Origin of the sequence: Actinomadura sp. CNU-125 (assembly GCF_001942465.1) — a bacterium.
GTDB lineage: Bacteria > Actinomycetota > Actinomycetes > Streptosporangiales > Streptosporangiaceae > Spirillospora.
The window spans coordinates 1-25,763 of sequence record NZ_MKJY01000099.1; the positions used below are offsets into that span (position 1 = coordinate 1).

Genomic DNA, 25,763 nt, shown 5'->3' on the forward strand with positions numbered 1-25,763 from the left:
GGCCGTCCCGGAACGGGCGGCGGGTCCCGCGGCCGTGGCAGGCGGGCGTGCCCGCGTCGCCGCCGCGCTGGGCTTCGACTTCCTGCCGTCCACCTGGGCGGGGTTCGCCGGTGGCCTTGCGCTGGTCGGGGGCGCGGCCGTGGCGGTGGCGGCCGCCGCGCGGTCCGGGCGGTGGACGGGACGGCACGTGGTGGCGGTGGCCGGGGGCGCCGTCCTCGCGCGCGCGGTCGTGGCGTTCTTCGTCACGCCCCTCGGGGACGTGTCGGCGGAACGGCAGCTCGCGCACAACCTCGTGTTCCTGCTGGGCGCGCTCGCTCTCATCGGCTGGGCATCGCGCCGCGCGGATCGCGCGGACCGCGCAGGCCGCGCGGAATGAAGACGAAAGGGGCGCACGGATCGGCTGATCCGTGCGCCCCTCGGGGAGGTCGCTACTTGATCTTCTCGGCGAACAGCGGGACGACCTTGTCGATCGCGTAGCCGATGGAGAGCGGGGTGTTCGTGGCGAACGCGTTGCTGATGTTCTTGTCGTCGAAGACGATCGAGCGGCCGTCCCGCACGGCGGGGACCGCCTTGTAGAGCGGGTCGCCCGAGATCTGGGCGGGTTCGAGGCCGATGGCCGTCATCACGACGAGGTCGGCGTCGAGGATGCCGAGGTTCTCGCGGGCGATCTCGATCGAGAAGTTCTTGCCCGCCGCCGCGTCGATCTTCGGGTTGTTCTCGAAGCCGAGGCTCTCGACGAACGCGACGCGGTCGGTGCCCTTGACGTAGCCGCCGTAGCCGCCGCTGGTGCGGGAGCCGAGCGAGATCGTCTTGCCCTTGAACTCGGGGTGTTCCTCGCGGGCGGCGGCGAACTTCGCGTCGATGCCGGCGATCAGCTTCGCGCCCTTGTCCGGCACGCCCAGCGCCTCGGCGATCATCTGCGTCTGCTTCGTCCAGGTCGTCTTGTAGCTGTCGCCGCCCTCGGGCACCGCGACGGTCGGCGCGATCTTGCTCAGCAGGTCGTAGCGCCCCGCGTCGCCGCTGGACTTGACGTCGAGGATCAGGTCGGGCCGCAGGGACGCGATCTTCTCGTACTCGGGCTCCAGCGTGCCGATCTTCTCCGGGCTCTCGTCGTACTTCTGCGTGACCCACGGGCCGACGCCGTCGCCGCCGAACTCCAGCCAGTCGCTCTGGCCGACGGGCTGGACGCCGAGGGCGAGCGCGGTCTCGGCGTCGCCCCAGCCGAGCGCGACGACCCGCTCGGGCCGTTCCTCGACGGTGACGTCGCCGAACTTGGTGGTGATCTTGACGGGGTAGGCGCCGGAGGCGGCGGCGTCGCCCGCCGCGTCGGTGCCGGTGCCGTCCGACGAGCCGCAGGCGGTGAGGGCCAGCAGCAGGGACGCCGTCGCGGCCAGGAGGGCGAGCGGATTCAAGCGCGCGGTCATGTCTGCCTAACTTCGTTCTGTACGTGGTGGCGCCCCATCGGGACGATCATCGGGGTCGCGGAAGCGGGGTCCGGCACGACCGTGCAGCGGATGCCGAAGACGTCGCCGACGAGGTCCGCGGTGACGACGTCGGCGGGCTTGCCGGTGGCCGAGATCCGGCCGTCCTTCATGACGATCAGGTGGTCGGCGTAGCGGCACGCGAGGTTGAGGTCGTGCAGGACGGCGACGATGGTGCGGCCGTCGTCCCGGTTCAGGTCGGTGAGCAGGTCGAGGACGTCGAGCTGGTGGCTGACGTCGAGGTAGGTGGTGGGCTCGTCCAGGAGCAGGATGTCGGTGCGCTGCGCGAGGGCCATCGCGATCCACACGCGCTGCCGCTGCCCGCCGGAGATCTCGTCGACCCGGCGGGCCGCGAGGTCGGCGACGTCGGTGGCGAGCATCGCGCGGGCGACGGCCTCGTCGTCCTCGCCCGTCCAGCGGCGGAACCAGCCCTGGTGCGGGTAGCGGCCGCGGGCGACGAGGTCGGCGACGGTGATGCCGTCGGGTGCGGCGGGGGTCTGCGGGAGGATCGACAGCAGGGCCGCGACGCGCTTGGTCGAGGTCGCGCGGATGTCGCGGTCGTCGAGCAGGACCGTCCCGGCGGACGGGGCGAGGAGCCGGGCGAGCGCGCGCAGCAGCGTCGACTTCCCGCAGGCGTTCGGCCCGACGATGACGGTGACCTCGCCGGGCGGGACGTCCACGCTGAGCCCCTGGACGACGTCGCGGTCCCCGTAGCCGATCCGGACGTCCTGCGCGCGGAGTGTGTGCTTCATTCAGCCTGCCTGTCGGTTCACGCGGGTCAGCAGCCAGAGGAGGAACGGGGCGCCGATCAGGGCCGTGACGACGCCGACCGGGAACTGGACGGCGGCGGCGTGCTGGGCGGCGAAGTCCGCGGCGAGCACGATCAGCGCGCCGGTCAGCGCGGACGGGACGAGCGCCGCGCCGCGTCCGGGCAGCAGTCGGCGCGCGATCGGCGCGGCCAGCAGGGCGACGAAGTCGACCGGCCCGGCGGCGGCCGTCGCGATCGCGACGAGGCCGACCGCGCAGCCGAACAGCGCGAGCCGCTCGCGTTCGACGCGGCTGCCGAGGCCCTTCGCGGTGTCGTCGCCGAGCTGCAGCGCGGGCAGGGCGCGGGCGGCGGCGAGCGTCGCGGGCAGCAGGACGGCGGCGCCGGCGAGCAGCGGCCACACGTGCGACCAGGTGCGGCCGTTGAGGCTGCCGGTCAGCCACTGCAGCGCCTCCTGCGCCTCGGTGACCTCGGCGCGGGTCATCGCGTAGGACACCACGCTCATCAGCCCGGCGGCGGCGCCGATCCCGATGAGGACGAGCCGGTGGCCGCTGACGCCGCGCCGCCACGCGAGCGCGTAGATGCCCCCGGCGGCGAGCAGCGCCCCCGCCATGGCGGCGGTGGAGAGGGCGTATCCGGTGAGGCCGAACCACAGGGTCGCGACGACGGCGCCCGCGCTGGACCCGGCGCTGATGCCGATGACGTCCGGGCTGGCGAGCGGGTTGCGCAGCAGTGTCTGGAACACGCCGCCCGCCATGCCGAGGGCGAGGCCGACGAGCAGCGCGGTGAGCACGCGGGGGAGGCGCAGCTCCACGATGATGAAGTGCGTTCCGCCGTCCCCGCCGCCGGTGAGGGCCGCGGCGATGTCGGGCAGGGGGATCGTCATGTCGCCGTAGGCGAGCGCGGTGCACAGCGCCGCGAGGACGAGCGCGGCGAGCGCCGTGCACACGACGGTTTCGCGCGCGCGCCCGGTCCGTCTTACCCGGGTGTTGGCCGCGATGACGTCGGCCAGGGACGGGGTCTGCGTCGTCACAGTTCGGCCGTCTCCCGTCGGCGGACCAGCCAGATGAAGGGGATCGAGCCGAGCGCGGCCGTCACGATGCCGACCTGCACTTCGCCCGGCCACACGATGACCCGCCCGACGATGTCGGAGACCAGCAGCAGGACGGGCGCGAGCAGCGCGCTGTACGGGAGCAGCCAGCGGTGGTCGGGTCCGACGATCAGCCGCGCGATGTGCGGGACGACGAGCCCCACGAAGATCAGCGGGCCCGCGACGACCGTCGCGGAGCCGCAGAGCAGGACGACCACGGCGGCGGCGCCCGCGCGGGCGAGGCCCACCGGCTGGCGCGGCGCGGGCGACGTCGTCGCCGAGCGACAGCGCGTTCAGGCGCGGGCCGAGGCAGAGCGCGAGGACGACGCCGACGACGATGAACGGGAGCGCCTGCCGCAGCACCTCGCGTCCCGTCCGGACAGGGCGCCGACCTCCCAGAACCGGAACTGCTCGTAGGTCTCGCGCTGCGTCAGCAGGATCGCGCGGGTGAACGAGCCGAGCAGCGCGGCGGTCGCGGCGCCCGCGAGCGCGAGCTTGACCGGCGTCGCGCCGCCCCGGCCGCGCGCCGCGACCGAGTAGACGAGGACGGCGGCGCCGAGCGCGCCGAGGAACCCGAACCAGATGTACTGGTCGGGGGAGGTCAGGCCGAACACGCCGATCGCGACGACGACCGCGACGGCGGCGCCCGCGTTGACGCCGAGCAGGCCGGGATCGGCGAGCGGGTTGCGGGTGACGCCCTGCATGATGGCGCCCGCGAGGCCGAGCGCCGCGCCCGCCAGGAGCCCCGCGACCGTCCGCGGGATGCGCACCTCCTGCGCGATGAGCTGCGCTTTCACCGACGGGTCGTAGTCGAGGATCGCGTTCCAGGCGGCGCGTGCCGGGACGTCGCCGGGGCCGATCAGCAGGCTCGCCCAGGCGGCGGCCAGCACGGCGGCGGCGGTGAGGACGAGCCCGGCGGCGAGCCGCGACGGCCCGCGCGAGATGTCGCGGGTGGGGGGCGGTGCGCTGCTCGGACGGGCCGGGGCGGTAGCGTCCGCGACGGACGATGCGCGCGCGGCGTCCATCGCGTCCCCTCCTCGAATCCGTCCCTACCTGGACAATTAGGTTAGCCAAACCTAACATTCCTTCCGGATGCCGTGTCCAGCCCGGATGGCACGTTCCAGAACGGACGGGACGGACAGGACGGGCGGGGCGGCCGACCGCGACGCGCCCGGTTCAAGGAGGAAACGAGTGCCCAACGCCAGCCCGGCCCCCGCCGACGCCACCGCCGACGGATATGTGGAGGTGCGGTCGCCGGACGTCCTGCGGGAGATCCTCGGCGAGCCGCACCCCATGGTGATCGACAAGGTGCACGACCGGCTCGCCCCCGACGACCTCGGCATCCTCGCCCGCGCCCGGCTCGCGCTCCTCGCGACGTCCGACGCGGACGGCGAGCTGGACGTCTCCCCGCGCGGCGGCGACGCCGGGTTCGTCCGCGTGCTGGACGACCGCACGATCGTCCTGCCCGAACGCGCGGGCAACCGGCGCGGCGACACGCTGCTCAACCTGCTCGCGCACCCGAACGTCGGGGTCCTGTTCTTCAACCCGGGCGACAAGTACACGCTGCGCGTCAACGGCCGCGCCCGGATCCTCCAGGACGCCCCGTTCTTCGCCGAGATGACCGAGAAGGGGGTCGCGCCCAAGCTCGCGATCCTCGTCGAGATCGACGAGGTCTACCTGCACTGCCCGGCGTCGATGCGCCGCGCCGGCCTGCTGGCCCCCGCCTCCTGACGGTCGCCGCCTCCTGACGGTCGCCGCCTCCTGACGGTCGCCGGGTCCTACGCCGTCCGCCGACCGAGGGCCGCGGCGACCGCCGACAGCCCCACCTCGCTCGACGCCTTCACCAGCACGAGATCGTCCGGCCGCAGCAGCCCGCGCACGCGGTCGGCGGCGGCCGTCCGGTCCGGGACCGAGTGGACGAACCCGTCCGCGCGGCGCGCGGCGGCGGCCAGCGCCTCCGGGCCCTCGCCGTCGCCCACCACGACCAGGATCGACACGCCGAGCCCGGCGGCGAGCGCCCCGACGTCCGCGTGCCGTCCCGCCGTCCCGGCCGCCTGGCCGGTCATCTCGCCGAGGACGGCGATCGTCCGGCGCCGTCCCGCGGCCATCGCGGTCATCGTGCGCAGCGCCGCCCGCATCGACACCGGATTGGCGTTGTAGGCGTCATCGATGATCGTCACGCCGTCCGGGCCCTCGGACGGCCGGAACCGGCCCGGCGAGCGGGGCACCGCCGCTTCCAGCGCCGCGGCGATCCGGTCCGGTGCGACGCCCGCCGCGGTGGCGGCGCTCGCCGCCGCCACCGCGTTCGCGACCTGGTGCTCGCCGGGCAGCGGCAGCCGCACCCGCGCGTCCCCGGACGGTGCGTGCAGCGTGCAGGACGCGTGCCCCCCGGCGTCGACCGTCACGCCGGACGCGCGGACCGCCGCGTCCCCGCCCGTCCCGTGGAACACCACCTCGGCGGGCGCGGCGGCGGCCATCGCGGCAGCGCGCCGTCGTCGGCGTTGAGCAGCGCGACGCCGCCGTCCGCCGCCGGCGGCAGCGCCCGCACCAGCTCCGACTTCGCCTTCGCGACGCCCTCCAGCCCGCCCAGCGTGAGGACGTGCGCCGGACCGACGTTGAGCACCAGCCCGAAGTGCGGCCGCGCCACCCGCGCGAGATGCGTGATGTCGCCCGGGTTCCCGGCGCCCATCTCCAGCACCAGGTACCGCGTCTCCCGGTCGGCCCGCAGCACCGTCAGCGGCAGCCCGATCTCGTTGTTGTACGAACGGGCCGTCGCGACCGTCGGGCCCTCCCGTTCGAGGATCTGCGCGAGCAGGTCCTTCGTCGTCGTCTTGCCCACCGACCCGGTCAGGCCGATGACCAGCGGATCGACCTCGCCCCGCACGTAGGCGGCCAGCTCGGTCAGCGCGCCGACCACGTCGTCGACCACGACGCAGGGGCCGTCGACGGGACGGCTGCCCAGCACCGCGACCGCCCCGCCCGCGTACGCCGTCGCGGCGAAGTCGTGCCCGTCGCTGCGCTCCCCCGCGATCGCGACGAACAGCGCCCCGGCGGCGACCTCGCGGGAGTCGGTCACGACCGGCCCGGTGACGGCCGGTCCGCCGCCGTGCGCGGTGCCGCCGCCGTGCGGGGTGCCGCCGGTGACGTGGGCGATCTCGTCGAGGGTGAGCGGGATCATCGGGCGGCCTCCCCGCCCGCGAGGTCGATCAGCCGGGTGAGGACGTCCCCGTACGGCACGCCGCTCGCCGCCCAGCCCCGCGCGTACACCGAACGCGCGGTGAACCCCGGCATCGTGTTGATCTCCCCCACGTACACGCGCCCCGTCGCCTCCTCGTAGAGGAAATCGACGCGGGCGAGCCCGTGGCCGCCGATCGCCCGGAACGCCCGCACCGACAGTTCCCGCACCCGCGCCGTGACGTCCGCGGGCAGGTCGGCGGGCGTCGTCACGGTGTCGGCCGCGCTGAGGTACTTCTGCGCGTAGTCCGAGAAACCGCCGCTCACCTTCACCTCGGACGGCACCGACGACGCGGGGTCCTCGGCGTCGCCGAGCACCCCGCACAGCAGCTCCCGCGCCTCGATCCCCCGCTCCACCACGACGACGCCGTCGAACGCGAACGCCTCCTCGACCGCGCGGACCAGCTCGTCCGGGCCCGTCACCCGCGACACCCCGATGGACGAACCCATCCGGGCCGGTTTCACGAACCTCGGCCAGCCGAGCCCGTCCCCCGCCAGCGCGGCCCGCCCGGCGTCCGTCGCCGCCCGCCACCGCCGCTCGGTGAACCACACGGACGGCGGCGACGGGATCCCCTCCGCCGCGAACGCCCGCCGCATCGCGACCTTGTCCATGCCGACCGCCGACGCGAGCACCCCGCACCCCGCGTACGGGACACCGAGCGCCTGCAGATGCCCCTGCAGCACGCCGTCCTCCCCGTACGGCCCGTGCATGACCGGCAGGACGACGTCGAGCCGTTCGACGACGTCCGCCGAGGGCGCCCGCTCGCGCACCGCGACGAGCGCGCCGCCGCGCCGGAGCCCGACCTCGATCCCGGCGTCCGCGTCGACGGTCAGCCGGTCGTCGATCGCCGGGCCGCCGGACGTCCCGTCCCCGTCCCCGTCCACGGCCGCCCCGACCGTCGCCGCCGGGAGCAGCAGCCACCGTCCGTCCCGGTCGACGCCGACGACGACCGGGCGGAACCGCTCCCGGTCGAGCCCCCGGACGACGGCGAGGCGCCGACGCCCCCGACACGTCGTGCTCGGCCGAAGGCCCCCCGAACACGACCCCCACGGCAAGCCGCCGATCACCCATGTTCTCCCCGAACCCCGTCGTCCCGCTCGTCGTCTCGAACCCCGTCCGCGCGCCCGTGCCCGGCCGCGCCGCACCCTTCCCGTCGTCGCCGTTCCGTTCGCCGCCCCTGCCCGCCCTGAGCCGCGCCGCGTCGGCGTGCGCGTAGAGGGCGGCTTCGGCGCCCGTGGTCAGCGCCCAGTAGCGGTCGCCGTACGACCAGTGCCACCACTCGGTCGGGTAGTTCACCATTCCGACGACGTGAGCACCTTCGCGAGCAGGTCCCGGTTGCGTCGGGCATCCGGGGATATGTCGGGCGACGCGGTATAGCAGGCGCCCCGGCTCCGTTCGGGATCGGCGTTGACGTCCGTCCCCATCGGCAGTTCGGCCCCCGCGGAGTCGCGCAGGGTGACGTCGACGGCGGCCCCGGCGACGTGGGGTGCGACGTCCGGGGGCGCGACGAAGCGGCTCGCCAGCTCGTGCACCCGGGCCGGACCCACTCGGGGTGGGCCCCGGCGAGTTCGGCCGCGTGCTCGTCGAAGTAGCGGCGCTGCAGGCCGGGCGGCCGGTAGCCCTCGACGACGCACAGGCGCAGGCCGTCCGGGAGCAGTCCGGCGGCCCGCCGGAGCCGGGTCGCGACACCGGCCCGGACGTGCGCGTACGCGCCGTGCGGGTCGGCGAGCCGGGCGTCGAGCGCGAGTTCGGGACGCGTCCTCAGGTCGACGAACGGTTCCCCGGTGTCCGCGACCGGGACGCGCGCGACGCGTTCGTCCGACATCAGCGTGATCTCCGTCAAGCCCCCTCAGCCTCTCTGACGCCGACTGTTCCTGCGAGAGCGTAGGGACGGCGGCGGGCGCGGGGATACCGGGCATTCCGGGGCGCGGTACCGGGCAATCGGGGCGGATCGACCGTGCAATCCGTGGTGCGGACCGGTTTGATCGCGGCACACGGCGCGGGCGGGCCCGCCGGGCCTCCACCCTTGGCCCATGTGCTCGATGATCGGACATACTGCGCAGACGGACGTCACCCATGGGGCGCACGCACATATCGACCTGGCCGCGATCTCCGCGAACGCGTCCGTGCTGGCGTCCCTCGCCGGACGCGCGCCGGTGATGGCGGTCGTGAAGTCGAACGCGTACGGGCACGGGCTGGTCCCGGTGGCTCGCGCGGCGCTCGACGGGGGCGCGGCCCGGCTCGGCGTGGCCCACCTCGACGACGCGTTCACGCTGCGCCGCGCGGGGATCGACGCGCCGATCCTCGCGTGGGCGCCCGGGCACGGGCCCGACTACGACGCCGCCGTCCTGGCGGGGGTCGAACTCGGCGTCGACTCCCCGTGGCGGCTCGCGCGGGCGGCGCGGGCGGCCGAACGGGCCGGCCGTCCGGCGCGCGTCCACCTGGAGGTCGACACGGGGCTGTCGCGCGGCGGCGCCGTCGACGGCGACTGGCCGTTCCTGGTGGAGGCGGCGCGGCGGCGCGCGGGCGGCCGGGCACATCGTCGTGACCGGCACGTTCTCCCATTTCGCGTGCTCGGACATTCCCGGGCATCCGGCCACGGACGTCCAGCTCGACGTGTTCGGCGACGCGGTGCGGTACGCGGCGGACGCCGGGGTCGACCCGGGGGTGCGGCACCTCGCCAACTCGGCGGCGCTGCTCACCCGGCCCGACAGCCACTTCGACATGGTGCGCGCCGGGCTGGCGCTGTACGGGCTCAGCCCGCTGGACGGCGGCGGCGACTTCGGGTTGCGGCCCGCGCTGGCGCTGCACTCGTCCGTCGCGGCCGTCAAGCGGATACCGGCCGGTACCGGCGTGATGTACGGCCTGACCTACCGGGTTCCGGACGACAGCACCCTCGCCGTCGTGCCCGTCGGGTACGCGGACGGCCTGCCCCGGGCGGCGGGCGGCGCCGGGGTCGAGCTGGCCGTCGCGGGCCGCCCCCACCCGGTCGCCGGGGTGATCGGCATGGACCAGACCGTGCTGGACGTCGGCCAGGACATGCCGTGTCCCGGGGACGACGTCGTCCTGTTCGGCCCCGGTGACCACGGCGAACTCACCGTCGTCGAACTGGCCCGGCGCATCGGTGTGCTGCCCGCCGAGATTCTCTCCCGGATCCCCGCTAGCGTCCCGCGTGTATACGAATCCTGACCGCGTCCCCCCATAGGAGTCCCGCATGCACGTCGTCGTCCCGCAGGCCCTCGTCGAGCGCCGGAGCCCGGTGCGGCTCATCGTCACCGGCGGCGGCAGCGGCGGCCACGCGTTCCCCGCGCTCACGGTCGTCCGGTCCGCGCGGTCCGCGCTCGCCGCGTACGGGCTGCAGCTCGACCCGCTGTGGGTCGGCAGCGAGGGCGGCATCGAGGCGAAGATCGCGGCCGACGAGGGCGTGCCGTTCGTGTCGATCCCCACCGGCAAGCTGCGGCGCGCCCGCAACCCCCTCAAGATGCTGTCGTCCGCCAACCTCCGCGACGCCGGACGGGTGCCCGCCGGGGTCGGCAAGGCGATCGGCGTCGTCGGCGACGCGCGCCCGGACGCCGTCCTGTGCACCGGCGGGTACGTGTCGGTGCCCGTCGGGCTCGCCGCCCGGGTGCGGCGCCGCCCGCTGATCGTGCACGAGCAGACGGTCCAGGTGGGGCTCGCCAACCGGATCACCATGCGGGGCGCCGCGCGCATCGCGCTCAGCGCGGACGCGGCGGTGGAGCTGCTGCCCGGGAAGCTGCGGGCGCGCGCGACCGTCACCGGCAACCCGCTGCGGCCCGGACTGGCGGACGGCGACCCGCGCGCGGCGATCGCGCGGCTCGGCTGGACCGGGTGGACGCCCGCGCTGCCGACCGTCTACGTCACCGGCGGCTCGCTCGGCTCCCGGCAGGTCAACGACCTCGTGGCCGCGATCCTCCCCGGGCTCCTGCAGCGCGCGAACGTCCTGCACCAGGCGGGCGGGCAGCTCGTCGAGGAGGCCCGCGCGAACGTCCCGGCGCTCCCGCCCGAGCTGCGCTCCCGGTACCTCGTGCGGGACTTCATCGGCGACGAGATCGCGGACGTGCTCGCCCTCGCCGACGTGGTCGTGTCGCGCAGCGGCGGCGGCACGGTCGCCGAACTGACCGCGCTCGGCAAGCCGGCGGTGCTCGTCCCGCTCGTCCCGACCGGCGGGGACGAGCAGCGCCGCAACGCGGCGCACCTCGCGTCGCAGGGCGCCGCGCGGGTGCTCACCGGCGACGACGCGACACCGGCCCGGCTCGCGGAGGAACTCGGCGGCCTGCTCGCCGACCCGGCCCGCCGCGCCGACATGTCCGCGCGCGCCCGCACCCTGGGCCGTCCGCACGCCGCGGCCGCCCTGACCAGCGAGGTCCTGGCCCTCTGCGCCCCCTCCTGACGTTGACCTGCGGCGTGTTGCCCTTATAGCGCCCGAGTTAGGGCAACACGCCGCAGATCAACGAAACCGGCGGCTAGTCGGTCAGGGCGGTCGGGAGCTGGCGGCGGCCGGTGATGCCCAGTTTGCGGTAGGCGCTGGTCAGGTACTGCTCGACGGTGCGCTGGGTGAGCACCATCTCCTCGGCGATCCGGCGGTTGGTGGCGCCGCGCGGCGGCGCGTTCGGCGGCGGCGCGCTCCTGCGCGGTGAGGGCCGCGACGCCGATGAGCCGGCTCGGGTCCGGCCGGCCGCCGGCGCGGCGCAGGCAGCGTGCCGCCCGTAGGCCGACCGGCCTCGCGTGGATCGTCTGGGCCAGCGCGAACGCCTCCTGGAGGTGCTCGTGGGCTTCGGCGTCGCGGCCGAGGCGCAGCCGGATCGACCCGAGGTCGACCAGGGCCGTCGCGCGGTGGAGGTTCGCCTCCAGCGGGTCGAGCACGGCGACCGCCTCGCGTGCGGCCTCCTCGTCCCCGTTGACCAGGCCGGACGCGGCGAGGGCGGTGCTCAGCGCGCGCGGCGCACCCCAGCGGCGGGCGAGGTCCAGCTCGGCGGCGGCGAGCGGCGCCCGCCGCCGCGTCGCCGAGGGCGGCGTGGGACCGCGCGGCCTGCGACCGCCACGGGAACACCGCCGGGTTGTCGAGGCCGACCGCGCGGGCGCCCCGTCCGGCCTCCAGGTACCGCTCCAGCGCCTTGCCGTGCCTGCCGTGCGCCGCGTGCAGGGACCCCTCGGCGAAGGCGAACGCGGTGGCCGTCCAGGTCGGGACGGACGGTGCCGCCGGGCGGTGCTCGCGGAGCAGCCGGGCCGCGTCGTCCAGTTCCCCCATCTCGGTCAGTACGCGGACGAGCCGGGCGAACCCGACCGTGCGGGCGACGAACGGGTCTTCGAGGGCGGCGCCGAGCTCCGTCCGGGCCGACTTCAGGTCGCCGCGCCCGAACAGGACGCGCCCGTGCAGGTACGTCGCGATCGCGGAGTCGTCCGCGGCGGGGCCGCCGCCGCCCGAGAGGAACGTGTCGTCGGCGAGGTCGTAGGCGTCGGCGTTGATGAGCGCGCCGACCGCGAGCAGCCGCAGCCCGAACTCCCACGCCCGCTGCCGGCCGACCGCGTCCAGCGCGGACCGCGCGCGGCGGACGCACCCGTCGCGGTCGCCCGCGCGCCGGATCCGCGTCCAGGCGTCGACCACGCCCGCGAGGGCGCTCAGCCGGGCGTCGCCAGTCGCCAACTTTCGCAGCCGCGGCAGCCGCCGGTGGTAGAACTCGTCGGAGCCCGCGGAGGACGCGTAGGCGAAGAAGACGCCGAACTCGGCCTCGGCGACCAGGTCGCCGCGCTCGGGCGGCACCCGCGCCCCGGCCTCGTCGATGATCCGCAGCGCGGCGTCGATGGGACGCGCGGCGGCGGCGTCGACGACGGCCAGATCGACCCCGATCCGCACCCGCAGCGCCGGGTCGGCGGCCAGGTCGAGCGCCTCCCGCAGCGTCGTCCCGCGGCGCCGCCGAGGCCCGCGCCGATCTCCGCCGCGCCGATGTCGGCGAGCAGCTCGGCGCGGTCGGCGACCGGCATCGGCTCGGCCAGCGCCCGGCGCAGGTACCCCAGCGCCTCCCGCGCGTCGCCGCGCTGCCGGGCGGACGCGGCGGCGGCGCGCAGCGCGTCCCGCGCGCCCACGCTCGCCGCACACGTCGTGCAGCAGGTGCGCCGCCGCCCGCTCCGCCTCGGCGCGGTGCGCGCGGAACGCGCCGGGCCGCGCGCAGCCGCTGCGAGGTGCGCAGCCCGCCCGACATCCCGGCCTGCACCACCGACCGGACGAGCGGGTGGACGTACCGCAGCGGTGCGGTGTCGGACAGGATGTGCAGCCTGATCAACCGGTCGACGGCGCGTGCCGCGCCGTCGAGTTCGAGCCCGGCCAGTTCGGCGACGAGGACCAGCTCGGCGTCCTCGTCGAGCACCGCGACGGCCTGCGCGACGGCCTGCGCGTCCGGGCCGCCGCGCAGGATCCACGGCAGGACGCGCTGGGACACCGCGCCGCGGCCCGGACGCGCTGCAGCGCCGGCAGCGACGCCCGCACCGGCGGCGTGGACCGCGCGGCCAGCGCGGGCAGGAGCGCGGCCAGCAGCGCCGCGAGCCGCCGGTCACCCGGTGGCACCCCGCGACGAACGCGTCGTCCGGCCGGGCGCCGAGCGCGTCGGCGATCCAGGCGCGCAGCTGCGCGGGCGCCAGCGCGCCGAGCGTGCGCCGCTCGAACAGCGCGATCAGCTCGTCGACCAGGAACCGCCGCTCGCCCATCTCCCCGAGGGAGCACGCCACGACGATCCCGATCGGCAGGTCGGCGCTGCGGTGCGCGAGGTAGGCGAGCCAGCGCAGCGACGGCGGGTCGCACCACTGCAGATCGTCCAGCGTGATCACGACGGGGGTGCGCGCGGCGACCGCGAGCAGGTGCGCGGTCACGTCCTCGAACACGGCGAAGCGCCGCCGCCCCGTCCGCCGTCGCCGCGGGCAGCGCGGGCGGCTCCCGGCCGTCCGGCGGGGCGGGCAGCCCGGCGAGGATCTGCCGCAGGACGCCGAAGTCGTTCGCGGTTTCGAGGAAGGCGGCGCGGGCCGGCAGCACGGTCCAGCCGCGCCGCCGCACGTCCGTCCGGACCCCGCCGAGCAGCGCGGTCTTGCCCACGCCCGCCGCGCCTTCGAGCGACAGCAGCCGGGGTCCGCGCCGGGGCACGGCGTCCAGCACGGCCGCGAGCGCGGCCAGGTCGGGCTCCCGGCCGTACAGGCGCCGGGCGGCGGCCGGGAGCCGGGCCCTGGCCCGGCGCCGGGCGGGGCGCCGGGCCCCGGACGTGAACGGGCGCCCAGCCCGCGAGGTTTGTCCGGTTCGCGTGCCTTCGTGGCACGCGCATGGTCGCGCATCGTCCCCCCGCACTGACGCTTGTCCACGCTCACCCGTTGTCCTTCCATGCATAACGAAGTCGCATCAAAGGTTCCGATGTCGCATCGTAGGGGAATGGCGACGAAACGTGGCGTTCCGCCTGTTCGGCGGCGATCGGCGGCGATCGGTCGCGTCCGGGGAGCCTCCGGGGAGACTCCGGGGAGCGTCCGGGCCCGGGTTCCGGCGGTGCGGCGCCAGGAGTCCGCCGGGGCCGCTAAGTTCGGTGGCATGTCCGTGCCGCGGCTCGCCGTCTCCGTCGACCTCGTCGTCCTCACCGTGCGGGCGCAGCGGCTCTGCGCGCTGATGTGGCGGCGCGACCGGGCGCCCTACGACGGCGCGTGGTCGCTGCCGGGCGGTTTCATCCAGCTCGACGAGGACCTGCCCGCCGCCGCGTCCCGGCTGATGGCCGAACGCGCCGGGCTCGCCGACGTCCGCATCCACCTGGAGCAGCTCGCCACCTACGGCTACCCCGACCGCGACCCCCGCCAGCGCGTCGTCAGCGTCGCCTACCTCGGCCTCGCCCCCGACCTGCCCGCCTCCAGCCGCGCGCAGGTCCTGTGGACGGCCGTGGACGAACTCCTCCACCACGACCGGGCCGCGTTCGACCACCGCCGCATCCTGTGCGACGGCATGGAGCGGGCGCGCGCGAAGCTGGAGTTACACCTCGCTCGCCGCCGCCTTCTGCCCGCCCGAGTTCACCGTCGCCGAGCTGCGCCGCGTCTACGAGATCGTCTGGGGCACCGCCCTCGACCCCCGCAACTTCCACCGGAAGGTCACCGGCGCCGACCGTTTCCTCATCCCCGCCGAGGCGACCACCACCCGCGACGGCGGCCGCCCCGCCCGGCTGTACCGGCGCGGCGACGCCGAGCAGCTCCGGCCGCCGATGCTGCGCCCGCGCACGTGAGCACGTCCGCGCACGTGAGCATGTCCGCGCACGTGAGCCCTCCGGGACGGTCATAAGCTGGGGCACATCACCCCTGCGCACCCTGGAGGACAACGGTGTCCGAGGCAACCACTCCTCGCTTCCGCTCCGTTCTCGACCGGTTCGTGGCTTACAAGCCCGGCAAGGTCGTCACGTCACCGGACGGGCGCTCGTTCAAGCTGTCGTCGAACGAGTCGCCGGAGGGTCCGCTGCCGTCCGTCCTGGACGCGATCACGGACGCGGCGCGGAACGTCAACCGGTACCCCGACAACAACGCGACCGCCCTCACCGGGGAGATCGCGGAGTTCTGCGGCGTCCCCGCCGAGCACGTCGCCGTCGGCTGCGGCTCCGTCGGCGTCTCGCAGATGCTGCTGGAGGCCGTCGCCGAACCCGGCGCGGAGATCATCTACGCGTGGCGCTCGTTCGAGGCGTACCCGCTGCTCGTCGCGCTGTCCGGGGCGACGTCCGTCCAGGTGCCGCTCAAGGACGAGACGCACGACCTCGCGGCGATGGCCGACGCGATCACCGAACGCACCCGGCTGATCTTCGTCTGCAACCCGAACAACCCGACCGGCACCGCTGTCCGGCGCGCCGAGCTGGAGGCGTTCCTCGACCGGGTGCCCGCCGACTGCCTGGTCGTCCTCGACGAGGCGTACCGCGAGTACATCCGCGACGGCGAGGTCCCCGACGGGCTCACCCTCTACGGCGACCGCCCGAACCTGGCGATCCTGCGGACGTTCTCGAAGGCGTACGGGCTCGCCGGGCTGCGGATCGGCTACCTCGTCGCGCACCCCGAGGTCGCCGCCGCGATCCGCAAGACGTTCCTGCCGTTCAGCGTCAACTCCGTCGCGCAGACCGCCGCGATCGCGTCGCTGCACGCCACCGATGAGCTGCTCGCGCGCGTCGGCGAGACGGTCAAGGAGCGCGACCGGGTGCACGGCGCGCTCGTCGCCGACGGCTGGACGGTCCCGCACACCGAGGCGAACTTCGTGTGGCTGCGGCTCGGCGACGCGACGATGGAGTTCTCCGCCGCGTGCGACGCCGAGGGCGTCAGCGTCCGCCCGTTCGACGGGGAGGGCGCGCGCGTCTCGATCGGCTCCCCGGAGGAGAACGACGCCTTCCTCGCCGTGGCCCGCGCCTTCCCGCACCGCGTCTGACGGCCGAGCGGCCCCGGACGTCCGCGCGCGTGTGCGCGTGCGCGTCCGGGGCCGTTCGGGCCGGTGCTCAGGACGCCTTCGACGGGCCCAGCTTCTCGACGATCAGCCGGTACAGCTGGCGGGGACGGCCGGGCTGCGGCGTGCGGTTCGGCGGCAGCGGCCACGCCAGGCCCTCCTCGACGAGGGTGCGCAGCAGGCGGCGGGCGGTGCGCGGGGTGACGCCGAGCATGCGGCCCGCGTTCTCGGCGTCGACGATCAGCGGCTGGTCCTGGTCGCCGAGCTTGTCGGCGAGCCGGGCCAGGATCTCCAGGCCCTTCGGCTTCGCCTGCGGCTGCGACCGCGGCGGGGTGCGCGGCGCGGGGACGAGCGCGCGGCCGTCCCGGTCGAGCGCGAAACCCTGCGTCCGCTGCGAGCTCTGCGACCGCGCGAGCGCCGCGCGCGCGTGGTTCTCGGCCTCGTGCGCGGTGCGGCCCATCCCGATGCCGACCTCGATCGCGAGGCCGAGCTCCTCCCGGACGCGCTCCACGAACGGCGGCGTCCGGAACCCCTCGGTGGACGACGTCACGGACCCGCGCGTCGCGATGACGAGGTAGCTGTGGTCGTCCAGCGGCCACACCGACGCGTTCATGCGGTGCGCCTCCTGCAGCAGGACGCGGTGCAGCGCCAGCTTCAGCTCGTCGCGCCAGTAGCGGGGCGTGACGCGGCGGGGCGTCTCGCGCAGCGTCGGGACGTCCACCAGGACGACGACGAGCTGCGACTCCTCCAGCCGGTGGTGCGCGCCGAGCAGCGCGGCCGTCTGCAGCGAGCTGCGGATCGCCGCCCCCGTCGGGCGGACCCGGATCGTCGGGACGCCCGCCATCTCCATCCGCTCGGCGGTCGCGTGCACGCACGTCATCGCCACGGTCGTCGCGCCGCGCCGCCACAGCCGCTCGTGGAACGCCGCGAGCGTCCCCGGGCCGGCCGACTCCTCGCGCAGGTGGACCTGCTCGGTGCCGAGGCCGATCTCCGCGTACGCCTCCTCGACCTCCGCGCGGCCGAGCACGTCGATGCTGACCCGTCCCGGGTCGAAGCGTTCGTCGAGGGCCGACCGCAGCAGCGCGCCCTGCAGCGCGGCGCCGTTCAGCGGGACGTACGTCGCGGGCATCGTCAGCACGCCCGCCTTGCGCGCGAAGTCGTACGGGACCGGGCTGGCGAACAGGCACACGTCCACCCCCGCCCCCAGCCGGACGACCTTGTCGGCCGCCTCCTGTTCGTCTCGGTACGCGGCGGCTACCAGCCGGCTCGGCACCGGCGTGGGGCCGTGGCCCATCAGCATGACCCGTTCGACCAGGTCATGGGGGCCCACGACGCCGATCGTGAGATCGGGTGTGACCGACCCCGTTCGTGCGGCCGTCATCTGTGATCGCTCGCTTCCGGTCCAACCTCTCGGCGGGGGTCCCGCCCCGGACATGCGTTCCCGCACCTTCCGCCCAAGTGTTGACTCATGGCTGTCGCCCCTGCCTTCTGACCCGGCACCGCAGTCCCCGTGCGATTCGTCCCCCCTGGGCTAGATCGGGTCGGGACGACGCTGTGTGACGTCCAGACGCGAAATCGAATCAAGAGTGCGGCGAAAAAGTAACCTACGCGACCCCCTAGTCAGTAATTTGTCACCATTCGGCCAGTCATGATCCTGCATCTTCGGGTGTCCGAAGTTCAAACACAAGACCCGAAAACACCTCCGGACACCCGTAGTGAAGCGGTCACATACTGAGAAGACCCCTCCGCCGGGCGATCGGTTTACGCACGGGCCGTAAAGCGGTCGTCCCGGCGCGCGGCGGCCGGAAAGACGACGGATCCGGAGCGGCCGCCGCGGCGCTCACGGCCGGTGATTTTTTGCCGCGTTACGGTCGGCCCCTTCGGGACCGTTCCAGCGCCCATTTCCCCAGGCGGTGGGTGTGTCGGACGCCCGAAACGCGCACGCGCGGAAAACGGTGAGTGATCGCTCGGTAGCGCACCGCCGATCATTTCCGGCGCTGTGCGTGACAACCGGCGTCAGGCCATACGCCGGAGTTGGTCAGGGCGAACCCGAATGGCGACCCCAAACCGCCCACTCGGGCCCGAAACGCAGAGCACCCCCGCGCCCGCCGCCGGTTTTCACGGACGGTGATCGCGAGGGTGTTCTCCGTTGCGCGGCCCCGGAACCGCGAGGCCCCGGAACCGCGAAGGTCAGGACGTTTCGCGGACGATGTCCGCGCCGAGTGCGAGAGGCGCTCGGCGGTGTGGGCGTGGCCGCGGTCGAGGTAGTAGGCGGACGTGATCGTGGTCTCGCCCTCGGCGGCGAGACCGGCCAGCACGAGCGCGCTGCCGCAGCGCAGGTCGTGCGCCTCCACCTCGGCGCCGCGCAGGCCGCGCGGGCCGTTGACCTTCGCGCGGTTGCCGTCGACGTCGATGTCGGCGCCCATCTTGCGGAGTTCGTCGGCGAGCTTGAAGCGGCCGTCGAAGATCCGCTCGTAGATGTAGGACGGGCCGTCGGCGAGGCACGACAGCGCCATGATCGGCGACTGCAGGTCGGTCGCGAAGCCCGGGTACTCGTCGGTGATGACGTTGATCGGCCGCAGCGTGCGGTCGCGCCGGACCTGCAGGACGGCGCCCTGCTGGTGGAACTCGACGCCCATCTGCTCCAGCTTGTCGGCGGCGACGCCGAGGTGCTCCAGGGTGGCGCCGACGAGGTTCAGCTCGCCGCCGGTGATCGCGGCGGCCATCACGAACACGCCGGTGTCGATGCGGTCGGGCATCACGGTGTGCTCGACGGCGGTGAGCTCGTCGACGCCCTCGACGGTGATGAAGCCGGTGCCGCCGCCGGTGATCTTGGCGCCCATCGCCTGCAGGATGGCGATGTTGTCCAGGACCTCGGGCTCCAGGGCCGCGTTCTTGATCAGCGTGGTGCCCTGCGCGAGCGCCGCCGCCATGATCAGGTTCTCGGTGCCGGTGTGCGACGGGGTGTCGCAGTACAGCGTGCCGCCGCGCAGGTCGCCGGCCTTGATGTGGATCACGCCGTCGCCGTTGTCGCCGACGTTCTCGGTGACGGTCGCGCCCATCCGCTTGAAGCCGTTGTAGTGGAAGTCGAGGTTGCGGCTGCCGAGGTTGCAGCCGCCGACGCCCTCGATGACGGCCTCGCCCAGCCGGTGCAGCAGCGCCGGCACGAACAGGAACGAGCCGCGGAACCGGGCCGCGATGTCGGCGGGCAGCACGGGGCTGCTCAGCGTCGACGCGTCGATCACCAGGGTGCGCTCGGCCTCGTGCAGCTCGGCGCGGGCGCCGATCGCGCGGGCCAGCTCGACGGCGCGGCGGACGTCCTCGATGATCGGCACGTTGCGCAGCACGGTCCGTCCCTTGGCGGCCATCAGCGAGGCGCCGATCATCGGCAGGACCGCGTTCTTGGCGCCCTGGACGAAGACGGTGCCGTGCAGCTGCCTGCCGCCGCGCACGCGGTAACGAACCTCGTGGCCCATGCTCATGCCGCGATACTCCTTCGGATTGCGGAAACCTGCCGGATCGTGTGGGACCGCCTGGGCCGTGCGCGCCGAACGGCGCCCCCCATGCGTCTGCCGCGACGCGTCCCCAGTAAACCACCGCACCGAGAGTGCGGCGCCCGGAGCGACGGCTGCGGATCGGTTCGCTCGTTGAGATGCCCATCGAACGGAAAAAGTTCGCTTGTCCAACGTGCGGGTGCAACCGCCACTATGGTGATCAATATGGACGAATCGCCAGGTTGGGCCGCGATCGACACCGCGTTGCGCCGTGTGCACGGAGACGTCGAGCCCAAGCACTGGGCGACGATCCACAAGTGGATGCTCGGCGGACCCGATCCGCTGGACGGCATCAGCGCCTATCCGCGCACGGATCCCGTGCCGCACTGGCACATGGTGTCGTACGGCATGAGCGAGCTGTACGAGAAGGAGTCCGACAACCCCGACGAGTCGGGCTGGGGTTTCGAATTCACGTTCCGGCTGGTCAGGAACCCCGAGGACGAGACGCCCCCGGTATGGGCGGCGAACATGCTGCAAAATCTCGCTCGGTATGTGTTCAAAACTGGCAACTGGTTCGAGCCGGGCCACCATATGAACGTGAACGGCCCGATCGCGACCGACCGCGACGACTCCGACATCCGGGCGATCGCCTTCGTCGTCGACCCCGAACTCGGCGAGATCGACACCCCGCACGGCTCCCTGCAGTTCCTCCAGGTCGTCGGGCTCGCGACCGAGGAATACGCGGCCGTCCGGCAGTGGAACACCGACTCCCTGATGGACGTCCTCGCGCCGCACCTGCCGCTGTTCGTCACCGACCTCGACCGCCGCTCCCTCCTCGCCGACCCCGGCGTGGCGCGCGCCGTCCGCGAGGGCGTCGAGCGCGAAGGCTCCAGCAGCGGCATGCAGCTCGTGTCGACCGCGCACTGGGAGCGCGGCCCGGACGGCACCACGATCAAGCTCGGCGCCCTGCAGGCCCCCGCGGTCGCCGACGCGCTGCGCGGACGGCTCCCGTTCGGCCGCGAACTGGCCCTGCGGACCGAGGACACGCTCCTGGCGTTCGTCCCGGCCGACGAGTTCGCGATCGAGGAGCAGGGCGACGCGAGGCTCGAAGTGCGCGTCCCGTCCGCTGCCCTGGACGGCCTCCTGTCGACCCTGCAGCCGACGGCGGCCCGCAGGCCCGTGCCGTCCCTGCCGGGCCTCACCGTCGAGATCGTCCCGACCCGCATGAAGGACCAGTACGGCGAGGAGACCGGCGAGGTCATCGGCTGATCAGCGGGCCTCCAGGACCTCCACCGGGTCGCCGACCGTGAGCGGCCCCGGGGTGCGCGGCACGCAGCTCTGCCCGAACAGCAGGCTGCCGTCGACCTTGCGGTAGGTCGCCAGCGTGCGCAGCGGCTCCCCGCCGCGCTCGCCCGTCTCCTGGTCCGTCGTCGTGACGAGGCAGCGCCCGCACGGCTTCACCGCCTCGATCACCGTCCCGCCGATCCGCAGCAGCCGCACCGCGTCCTCGCCGTACGCGCCGAGGCCCGCCACCACGAGGCTCGGCCGGAACCGGTTCATCGGCAGCGGCCCGGCCAGCCGCCCGTTCAGGTCGGCGAGCGACTCCGCGGAGATCAGCAGCAGCGGGAACGCGTCGGCGAACTTCAGCGTCCCACCGCCGAGCGGCGTCTCCCGCCGCCCCGTGAACCGGACGAGCCGGCACTCCCGCCCGAGCACCTCGCCGAACCACGCGGCGGCCTCGTCGCCCTGGTCGACGCCCAGGCAGTCGGACTTGTGGACGCGCACGTCCCGCACCTCGCCGTCGTCCACCGGCTTGTGGACGAGCGGCGCCGCGCCCGGCGCGGTCACGGTGAGGATCTCGCCGTCGAACGCCGGACGCAGCAGCGCCATACGCGGGTCGCCGCGCTGCGACAGGAACCGGCCGCCCGCGTCGACGAGCATGAACTCGCGGTCGTGCCGCAGCCCCTCCGGCCCCAGCTCGGCGGAGCTCAGCGCGGTGCCGCGCCCGCCCTTCAGGGGGTAGGTGTTCAGTTCGAGCAGCGTGCCGGGCACGGCGCCTCCGTTACGTAAGCTCGGCGAGGCGGTCGAAGACGGGGCCGAGCCGCTCGACGAACCGTTCGGGACGGCACACCTCGTCCAGCCGTCCCTCGTCGAGCGAGAGCCCGGCTTCGGCCGCGCGGGCGCGCAGCGTCTCCCGGAACGGCACGCCGGTCTCCCACGTCTCCATCGCGGCCTTCTGGACGAGCGGGTACGCCTCGTCGTCCCGCGACATCCCGGCCTCGACCAGCTCCAGCAGGACGGTCGAAGTGTAGATCAGCCCGCCGGTCGACTCCAGGTTCGCGGTCATCCGCGCCTCATCGACGACGAGTCCGGACATGAGACGGTTCGTCAGGTTCAGCATGTAGTCCAGCGCGACCGACGCGTCCGGCAGCGCGATCCGCTCCGTCGACGAGTGCGAGATGTCCCGTTCGTGCCAGAGCGGGATGCCCTCCAGCACCGGGACGATCTGCGCCCGCACGATCCGCGCCATCCCGGCGAGCCGCTCGGAGATGATCGGGTTCTTCTTGTGCGGCATCGCCGACGAGCCCTTCTGGCCCTTGCCGAACGGCTCCCACAGCTCCCGCACCTCGGTGCGCTGCCCGTGCCGCACCTCCAGCGCGATCGCCTCGCACACCGTCGCCATGATCGCGAGCGCCGACACCCACTCGCTGATGCCGTCCCGGATGACGACCTGCGTCGACACGTCCGCGCTCTGGAGCCCCAGCTCCCGCGCGACGTGCGCCTCGATCGCGGGGTCGATGTTCGAGTACGTCCCGACGGCCCCGGAGATCGCCATCACGCCCACCGCCTCGCGGGCCCGGCGGAGCCGGTCCCGGGACCGCGCCATCGCGAACGCGAAGTCCGCGACCCGATGGCCCCACACGTCCGGTTCCCCGTGGATGCCGTGCGTCCGGCCGACCCGCAGCGTCCCCTTGTGCGCCAGCGCGTGGTCGCGGAGCGTCGCGACGAGCGCGTCCGCCTTCGCGAGCAGGATGTCGGTCGCCTCCACGAGCTGCAGCGCCAGCGCCGTGTCCAGCAGGTCGGACGACGTCATGCCGAAGTGCACGTACCGCGCGGCCTCGCGCGGCTCGGTGTTGTCCGCCCACGCCGACAGGAACGCGATCACGTCGTGCTGCGTGACCGCCTCGATCTCGTGCACGGCCTCCGGCGTCGGCGGCGGCGCCTTGCGCACCGGCTCCACCACCTCCGGCGGGATCGTGCCGGCCGCGGCGTGGGCCTCGACGACGAGGACCTCCACCTTGCACCACAGCTCGTACTTGTGCGCGTCACTCCAGACGCGCCCCATCTCCGGAAGCGTGTACCGATCGATCACCCCACGATTGTCCCAGGTCTCACGATCGCCGATTGCGTCGGCCTCCGCCGCCGGGCCCGGGGGCCCGGCGGCTACGGCCGCCGCCGGAAACGCCGCTCCGTCGCGCGCGTGGTTCGTCCCCGCCCGAACAACGCCACCCAAGCGCCCGAGGGATGCCTCGCGCAGGTCCGCGCGGGCGGGCGGCGCGTTGCGCAGGCCCGTGCTGCTTGCCCCGCGCCCGAGGGGCGCCTCGCGCGAGGTCCGCGCGGGCGGGCGGCGCGTGGCGCAGGTCCGCGCGGGCGGGCGGGGCTTTCCAGCGGCGGCCGCAGGTGGAGGGCGCCCTGGCGCCCGGAGGCCGTGAGGCCGCCGTAACCACGACCCCGGACGCGAACCCACACGCGTCCGGGGTTGCTTACGCGTGGGCGACCTCGGCCGACGCGTCGGACGGGGCGGGGCGGCGGCGTTCGAGGAGGACGGTGGCGGCGAGGAGGGCGATCAGCGCCGCCATCTCGGCGGCGGCCAGCCAGAGGCCGAGGGGGGTGAGGGCGAGGGCGGCGACGGCGGCGGTGAGGCGGATGCCGGACGGGCCGATGCGCATGATGCGGCGGAACAGCGCGTCCCCCGCGAGGTAGAGGGCGATGCCGCCGGCGATGGCGAGGGCCGTGCCCGGCTTCAGGTGCTCCCACGCGTGCTCGACGGCCTTCTTCATCCCGGCGGCCGCGACCAGCACGCCGACGATCAGCGGGATGTGCGCGTAGAAGTACCCGAACATCGTCATCTGCGTGCGGCGGGCGTCGTCGGCGGCGGCGAGGGACTCCTCCGCGCGTTCGTCGTCGCCGGTGAAGTACGTCCACCAGATCGCCGCCGCGAGCGCGAGGCCGAGGAGCGCGGCGACGACCAGGCCCGCGTCGAGGTGGGCGTGCGCGGCGCCGGTCCCCACGGAGATGATCGACTCGCCGAGGGTGATCATGACGAGCAGGCCGTGCCGTTCGACGATGTGCTCCGGCCGGATGCTGAACAGGCCGCCCGCCGGGACGATGTACGGCTGGACGATCGGCACGACGAGCGCGAGCGTCCACAGCACGTACACCGCGGGGCCGCCGTCGAGGAGACCGGCGATGATGATCAGTACGGCGGCCAGCAGGTTCGCGGGCAGGACGCGCAGGATGTTCGGGTTGCCGCGCGCGTAGAGGGTGACGTGCGCGAGGACGAGCAGGAGGTAGCCGAGGCCCCAGACGAGCCCGCCGCCGCCGGTGAACGCGGTCGGGGTGCCGAGCGCGACCATGAAGAACCCGCCCATTCCGGCGAGGATCAGCAGCCGGTGCGCGGTGGCCCGCGGGGCGGTCATGTTGGTGAGCCAGGCGTACCCGCCGTACATCCACCACAGGACGCCGAACATCAGCACGATCTGGAACAGCCCGAGCGGGGTGAACTCGCCGATCAGGACGTCGGTCAGGCGGATCAGCGTGAAGACGAACACCAGGTCGAAGAAGAGCTCCAGCGTCGTGACGCCGTAGACCTCCTCCTCGTCCGCGGGGGTGGGGGAGGAGGTCATCGAGCCGCCTTCGGGGGTTATGTCCGTGTAATCATGTAATCATGACACGGCTTCTGCGGCTTTGAGGGCGATATCGGTCCGGTGGTGCGAGCCGCGCAGGCCGATTTCGGACACCGCACGGTACGCGGCCGCGCGGGCCTGCGCGAGGTCCGCCCCCGTCCCGACGACGCTCAGCACGCGACCGCCGCTCGCGACGAGCCGTCCGTCCGACATGTCCAGCTTCGTGCCGGCCTGCAGGACGTACGCGCCGTCCACCGCGTCCGCCTCCGCCAGGCCCGTGATCTCGTCGCCCTTCGTCGGCGACGCCGGGTACCCCTCCGCCGCGACCACGACCGTGACCGCCGCGCCCGGATGCCACTCCGGCCGCAGGTCCGGGTCGAGGCCGCCGATCGCGCACGCCTGCAGCAGCGTCGCGATCGGGGTGGCGAGCCGGTCCAGGACGACCTGCGTCTCGGGGTCGCCGAACCGCGCGTTGAACTCGACGACCCGCACGCCCCGCGACGTCAGCGCGAGCCCCGCGTACAGGACGCCGACGTACGGGGTCTCGCGGCGGCGCAGTTCGTCCAGCGTGGGCTGCACCACCGTGGACATGACCTCGTCCACCAGTCCGTCGGGCGCCCAGGGGAGCGGTGTGTAGGCGCCCATGCCGCCCGTGTTCGGGCCCGCGTCGCCGTCGAGGGCGCGCTTGAAGTCCTGCGCGGGCGGCAGCGGAACGGCGTGCCGGCCGTCGCACAGCGCGAACAGCGACACCTCCGGACCGTCCAGGAACTCCTCGATCACGACCCGCTCGCACGCCTCCGCGTGGGCGAGCGCCGCGGCCCGGTCCTCGGTCACCACGACGCCCTTGCCCGCCGCGAGCCCGTCGTCCTTCACCACGTACGGCGGGCCGAACGCGTCGAGAGCCGCCTCCGCCTCCGCGCGCGAGCCGCAGACGCGCGCGTCCGCCGTCGGCACCCCGGCCGCCGACATGATCTCCTTCGCGAACGCCTTCGACCCCTCGATGCGGGCGGCCTCGCGGTCCGGGCCGAAGCACGGGACGCCCGCCGCGCGCAGCGCGTCCCCGACGCCCGCCACCAGCGGTGCCTCCGGGCCGACCACCACCAGCTCCACGCGCAGCCGTGCGGCGAGCTCGGTCACCGCGGCCGGGTCCGCCGGGTCGAGCTGGTGATTGTCCGCGATCTCCGCCGTGCCGGGGTTGCCCGGGGCACAATGGAGGGCGGTGACGGCAGGGTCGCGGTGCAGGGCGCGGGCGAGCGCATGCTCGCGGCCACCCGATCCAAGGACGAGTACTCGCACGTCACGCGAGCTTACAGATCCCGCGCCCGCGGGGTGGTCCGCC

At 74.3% G+C, this 25,763-nt stretch carries 20 protein-coding genes and 6 pseudogenes; 10 read left to right on the top strand and 16 right to left on the bottom strand.

All coding sequences use genetic code 11. The features are described 5' to 3' along the window. Positions 1-376: pseudogene (locus BJF79_RS53135) on the top strand (hypothetical protein); the annotation flags it as partial. A gap of 52 nt (positions 377-428) precedes the next feature. On the opposite strand, the gene BJF79_RS12820 reads toward BJF79_RS53135, so the two are convergent. The 4 genes and pseudogenes from BJF79_RS12820 to BJF79_RS53150 form a co-directional block, all read right to left on the bottom strand. Further along, positions 429-1,424 carry an iron-siderophore ABC transporter substrate-binding protein gene (locus BJF79_RS12820; protein ID WP_075897338.1) on the bottom strand — a complete coding sequence of 332 codons (996 nt, stop codon included), beginning with the start codon at positions 1,422-1,424 and terminating at the stop codon, positions 429-431. Beyond that, the gene (locus BJF79_RS53140; RefSeq protein WP_075897340.1) at positions 1,421-2,233 is read right to left on the bottom strand and encodes an ABC transporter ATP-binding protein; all 813 of its coding nucleotides are present in this window, start codon (positions 2,231-2,233) and stop codon (positions 1,421-1,423) included. The genes BJF79_RS12820 and BJF79_RS53140 overlap by 4 nt, the downstream gene beginning before the upstream one ends. After that, positions 2,234-3,280, bottom strand: a complete 1,047-nt coding sequence (locus BJF79_RS53145) for a FecCD family ABC transporter permease (protein WP_075897342.1) — start codon at positions 3,278-3,280, stop codon at positions 2,234-2,236. Continuing rightward, positions 3,277-4,362, bottom strand: a pseudogene (locus BJF79_RS53150) (iron chelate uptake ABC transporter family permease subunit). Before BJF79_RS53150 ends, BJF79_RS53145 begins: the two are co-directional and overlap by 4 nt. Before the next feature lie 166 nt (positions 4,363-4,528). Between BJF79_RS53150 and BJF79_RS12840 the strand changes: the two are divergent. After that, positions 4,529-5,068, top strand: coding sequence for an MSMEG_1061 family FMN-dependent PPOX-type flavoprotein (locus BJF79_RS12840; protein ID WP_075897344.1), 540 nt, complete (start codon positions 4,529-4,531; stop codon positions 5,066-5,068). Positions 5,069-5,115: 47 nt separating this feature from the next. Here the strand turns inward: BJF79_RS12840 and murF are convergent. Continuing rightward, a pseudogene (gene murF, locus BJF79_RS66785) lies at positions 5,116-6,515 on the bottom strand (UDP-N-acetylmuramoyl-tripeptide--D-alanyl-D-alanine ligase). Beyond that, on the bottom strand, positions 6,512-7,639 hold the full coding sequence (locus tag BJF79_RS12850) for a D-alanine--D-alanine ligase family protein (protein WP_262401938.1): 1,128 nt from the start codon (positions 7,637-7,639) through the stop codon (positions 6,512-6,514). The pseudogene murF and the gene BJF79_RS12850 overlap by 4 nt, the downstream one beginning before the upstream one ends. 2 nt (positions 7,640-7,641) lie before the next feature. Here BJF79_RS12850 and BJF79_RS57215 point away from each other — a divergent pair, with 2 nt between their 5' ends. Continuing rightward, positions 7,642-7,788: a hypothetical protein gene (locus BJF79_RS57215; protein WP_187356994.1), complete on the top strand. Its 147-nt coding sequence runs from the start codon at positions 7,642-7,644 to the stop codon at positions 7,786-7,788. Between the two features lie 76 nt (positions 7,789-7,864). Here the strand turns inward: BJF79_RS57215 and BJF79_RS59655 are convergent, their stop codons facing one another. Beyond that, positions 7,865-8,104: a M15 family metallopeptidase gene (locus BJF79_RS59655; protein ID WP_262401939.1), complete on the bottom strand. Its 240-nt coding sequence runs from the start codon at positions 8,102-8,104 to the stop codon at positions 7,865-7,867. A gap of 44 nt (positions 8,105-8,148) precedes the next feature. On the opposite strand from BJF79_RS59655, the gene BJF79_RS59660 reads away from it, so the two are divergent. The 4 genes and pseudogenes from BJF79_RS59660 to BJF79_RS12870 all read left to right on the top strand — a co-directional run bounded on the left by BJF79_RS59660 (position 8,149) and on the right by BJF79_RS12870 (position 10,983). Beyond that, positions 8,149-8,460, top strand: a complete 312-nt coding sequence (locus BJF79_RS59660; RefSeq protein ID WP_262401940.1) for a hypothetical protein — start codon at positions 8,149-8,151, stop codon at positions 8,458-8,460. Positions 8,461-8,614: 154 nt separating this feature from the next. Further along, positions 8,615-9,025, top strand: a pseudogene (locus BJF79_RS65500) (alanine racemase); the annotation flags it as partial. Positions 9,026-9,116: 91 nt separating this feature from the next. Then, complete coding sequence (locus tag BJF79_RS65505) at positions 9,117-9,761, top strand: alanine racemase (RefSeq protein ID WP_316043337.1); 645 nt, start codon at positions 9,117-9,119, stop codon at positions 9,759-9,761. Between the two features lie 25 nt (positions 9,762-9,786). Further along, the gene (locus BJF79_RS12870; RefSeq protein WP_075897350.1) at positions 9,787-10,983 is read left to right on the top strand and encodes a UDP-N-acetylglucosamine--N-acetylmuramyl-(pentapeptide) pyrophosphoryl-undecaprenol N-acetylglucosamine transferase; all 1,197 of its coding nucleotides are present in this window, start codon (positions 9,787-9,789) and stop codon (positions 10,981-10,983) included. A 73-nt stretch (positions 10,984-11,056) separates the two neighbouring features. On the opposite strand, the gene BJF79_RS66790 is transcribed toward BJF79_RS12870, so the two are convergent. The 3 genes from BJF79_RS66790 to BJF79_RS66800 form a co-directional block, all read right to left on the bottom strand. Then, positions 11,057-11,158, bottom strand: a complete 102-nt coding sequence (locus tag BJF79_RS66790; RefSeq protein WP_083733383.1) for a hypothetical protein — start codon at positions 11,156-11,158, stop codon at positions 11,057-11,059. Further along, positions 11,122-12,690 carry a hypothetical protein gene (locus BJF79_RS66795; protein WP_143219877.1) on the bottom strand — a complete coding sequence of 523 codons (1,569 nt, stop codon included), beginning with the start codon at positions 12,688-12,690 and terminating at the stop codon, positions 11,122-11,124. The genes BJF79_RS66790 and BJF79_RS66795 overlap by 37 nt, the downstream gene beginning before the upstream one ends. Positions 12,691-12,870: 180 nt before the next feature. Beyond that, the gene (locus tag BJF79_RS66800) at positions 12,871-13,962 is read right to left on the bottom strand and encodes an ATP-binding protein (RefSeq protein WP_143219878.1); all 1,092 of its coding nucleotides are present in this window, start codon (positions 13,960-13,962) and stop codon (positions 12,871-12,873) included. A 195-nt stretch (positions 13,963-14,157) separates the two neighbouring features. Here BJF79_RS66800 and BJF79_RS12890 point away from each other — a divergent pair. After that, positions 14,158-14,833, top strand: a pseudogene (locus BJF79_RS12890) (NUDIX hydrolase). Between the two features lie 95 nt (positions 14,834-14,928). Further along, positions 14,929-16,008 (top strand): histidinol-phosphate transaminase, encoded by a 1,080-nt coding sequence (gene hisC / locus BJF79_RS12895; protein WP_075897356.1) that lies wholly within the window; start codon positions 14,929-14,931, stop codon positions 16,006-16,008. Between the two features lie 67 nt (positions 16,009-16,075). Here the strand turns inward: hisC and BJF79_RS12900 are convergent, their stop codons facing one another. Beyond that, positions 16,076-17,404, bottom strand: coding sequence for a GTP cyclohydrolase IIa (locus BJF79_RS12900; protein WP_075897358.1), 1,329 nt, complete (start codon positions 17,402-17,404; stop codon positions 16,076-16,078). Positions 17,405-18,213: 809 nt separating this feature from the next. Next, positions 18,214-19,499, bottom strand: a pseudogene (gene murA, locus BJF79_RS12905) (UDP-N-acetylglucosamine 1-carboxyvinyltransferase). A 243-nt stretch (positions 19,500-19,742) separates the two neighbouring features. Here murA and BJF79_RS12910 point away from each other — a divergent pair. Continuing rightward, positions 19,743-20,786, top strand: coding sequence for a suppressor of fused domain protein (locus tag BJF79_RS12910; protein ID WP_083733385.1), 1,044 nt, complete (start codon positions 19,743-19,745; stop codon positions 20,784-20,786). On the opposite strand, the gene BJF79_RS12915 is transcribed toward BJF79_RS12910, so the two are convergent. From BJF79_RS12915 to purD, 4 genes are all read right to left on the bottom strand, one after another. After that, a complete protein-coding gene (locus BJF79_RS12915; protein WP_083733386.1) occupies positions 20,787-21,569 on the bottom strand; it encodes an MOSC domain-containing protein in 783 nt (260 codons plus the stop codon). It lies immediately after the preceding gene. A 10-nt stretch (positions 21,570-21,579) separates the two neighbouring features. Next, complete coding sequence (gene purB, locus BJF79_RS12920) at positions 21,580-22,890, bottom strand: adenylosuccinate lyase (protein WP_075897362.1); 1,311 nt, start codon at positions 22,888-22,890, stop codon at positions 21,580-21,582. Positions 22,891-23,281: 391 nt separating this feature from the next. Beyond that, positions 23,282-24,424: a low temperature requirement protein A gene (locus BJF79_RS12925; RefSeq protein ID WP_075897364.1), complete on the bottom strand. Its 1,143-nt coding sequence runs from the start codon at positions 24,422-24,424 to the stop codon at positions 23,282-23,284. Between the two features lie 39 nt (positions 24,425-24,463). After that, on the bottom strand, positions 24,464-25,720 hold the full coding sequence (purD, locus tag BJF79_RS12930) for a phosphoribosylamine--glycine ligase (RefSeq protein WP_075897366.1): 1,257 nt from the start codon (positions 25,718-25,720) through the stop codon (positions 24,464-24,466). Between the last annotated feature and the right edge of the window lie 43 nt (positions 25,721-25,763).

Coding starts and splice junctions, on each gene's coding strand:
- BJF79_RS12820 (WP_075897338.1), bottom strand. CDS start 1,424: ATGACCGCGCGCTTGAATCCGCTCGCCCTCCTGGCCGCGACGGCGTCC.
- BJF79_RS53140 (WP_075897340.1), bottom strand. CDS start 2,233: ATGAAGCACACACTCCGCGCGCAGGACGTCCGGATCGGCTACGGGGAC.
- BJF79_RS12910 (WP_083733385.1), top strand. CDS start 19,743: ATGGACGAATCGCCAGGTTGGGCCGCGATCGACACCGCGTTGCGCCGT.
- BJF79_RS66800 (WP_143219878.1), bottom strand. CDS start 13,962: ATGCATGGAAGGACAACGGGTGAGCGTGGACAAGCGTCAGTGCGGGGG.
- BJF79_RS12925 (WP_075897364.1), bottom strand. CDS start 24,424: ATGACCTCCTCCCCCACCCCCGCGGACGAGGAGGAGGTCTACGGCGTC.
- BJF79_RS12900 (WP_075897358.1), bottom strand. CDS start 17,404: ATGACGGCCGCACGAACGGGGTCGGTCACACCCGATCTCACGATCGGC.
- BJF79_RS57215 (WP_187356994.1), top strand. CDS start 7,642: ATGTTCTCCCCGAACCCCGTCGTCCCGCTCGTCGTCTCGAACCCCGTC.
- BJF79_RS12870 (WP_075897350.1), top strand. CDS start 9,787: ATGCACGTCGTCGTCCCGCAGGCCCTCGTCGAGCGCCGGAGCCCGGTG.
- BJF79_RS66790 (WP_083733383.1), bottom strand. CDS start 11,158: ATGGTGCTCACCCAGCGCACCGTCGAGCAGTACCTGACCAGCGCCTAC.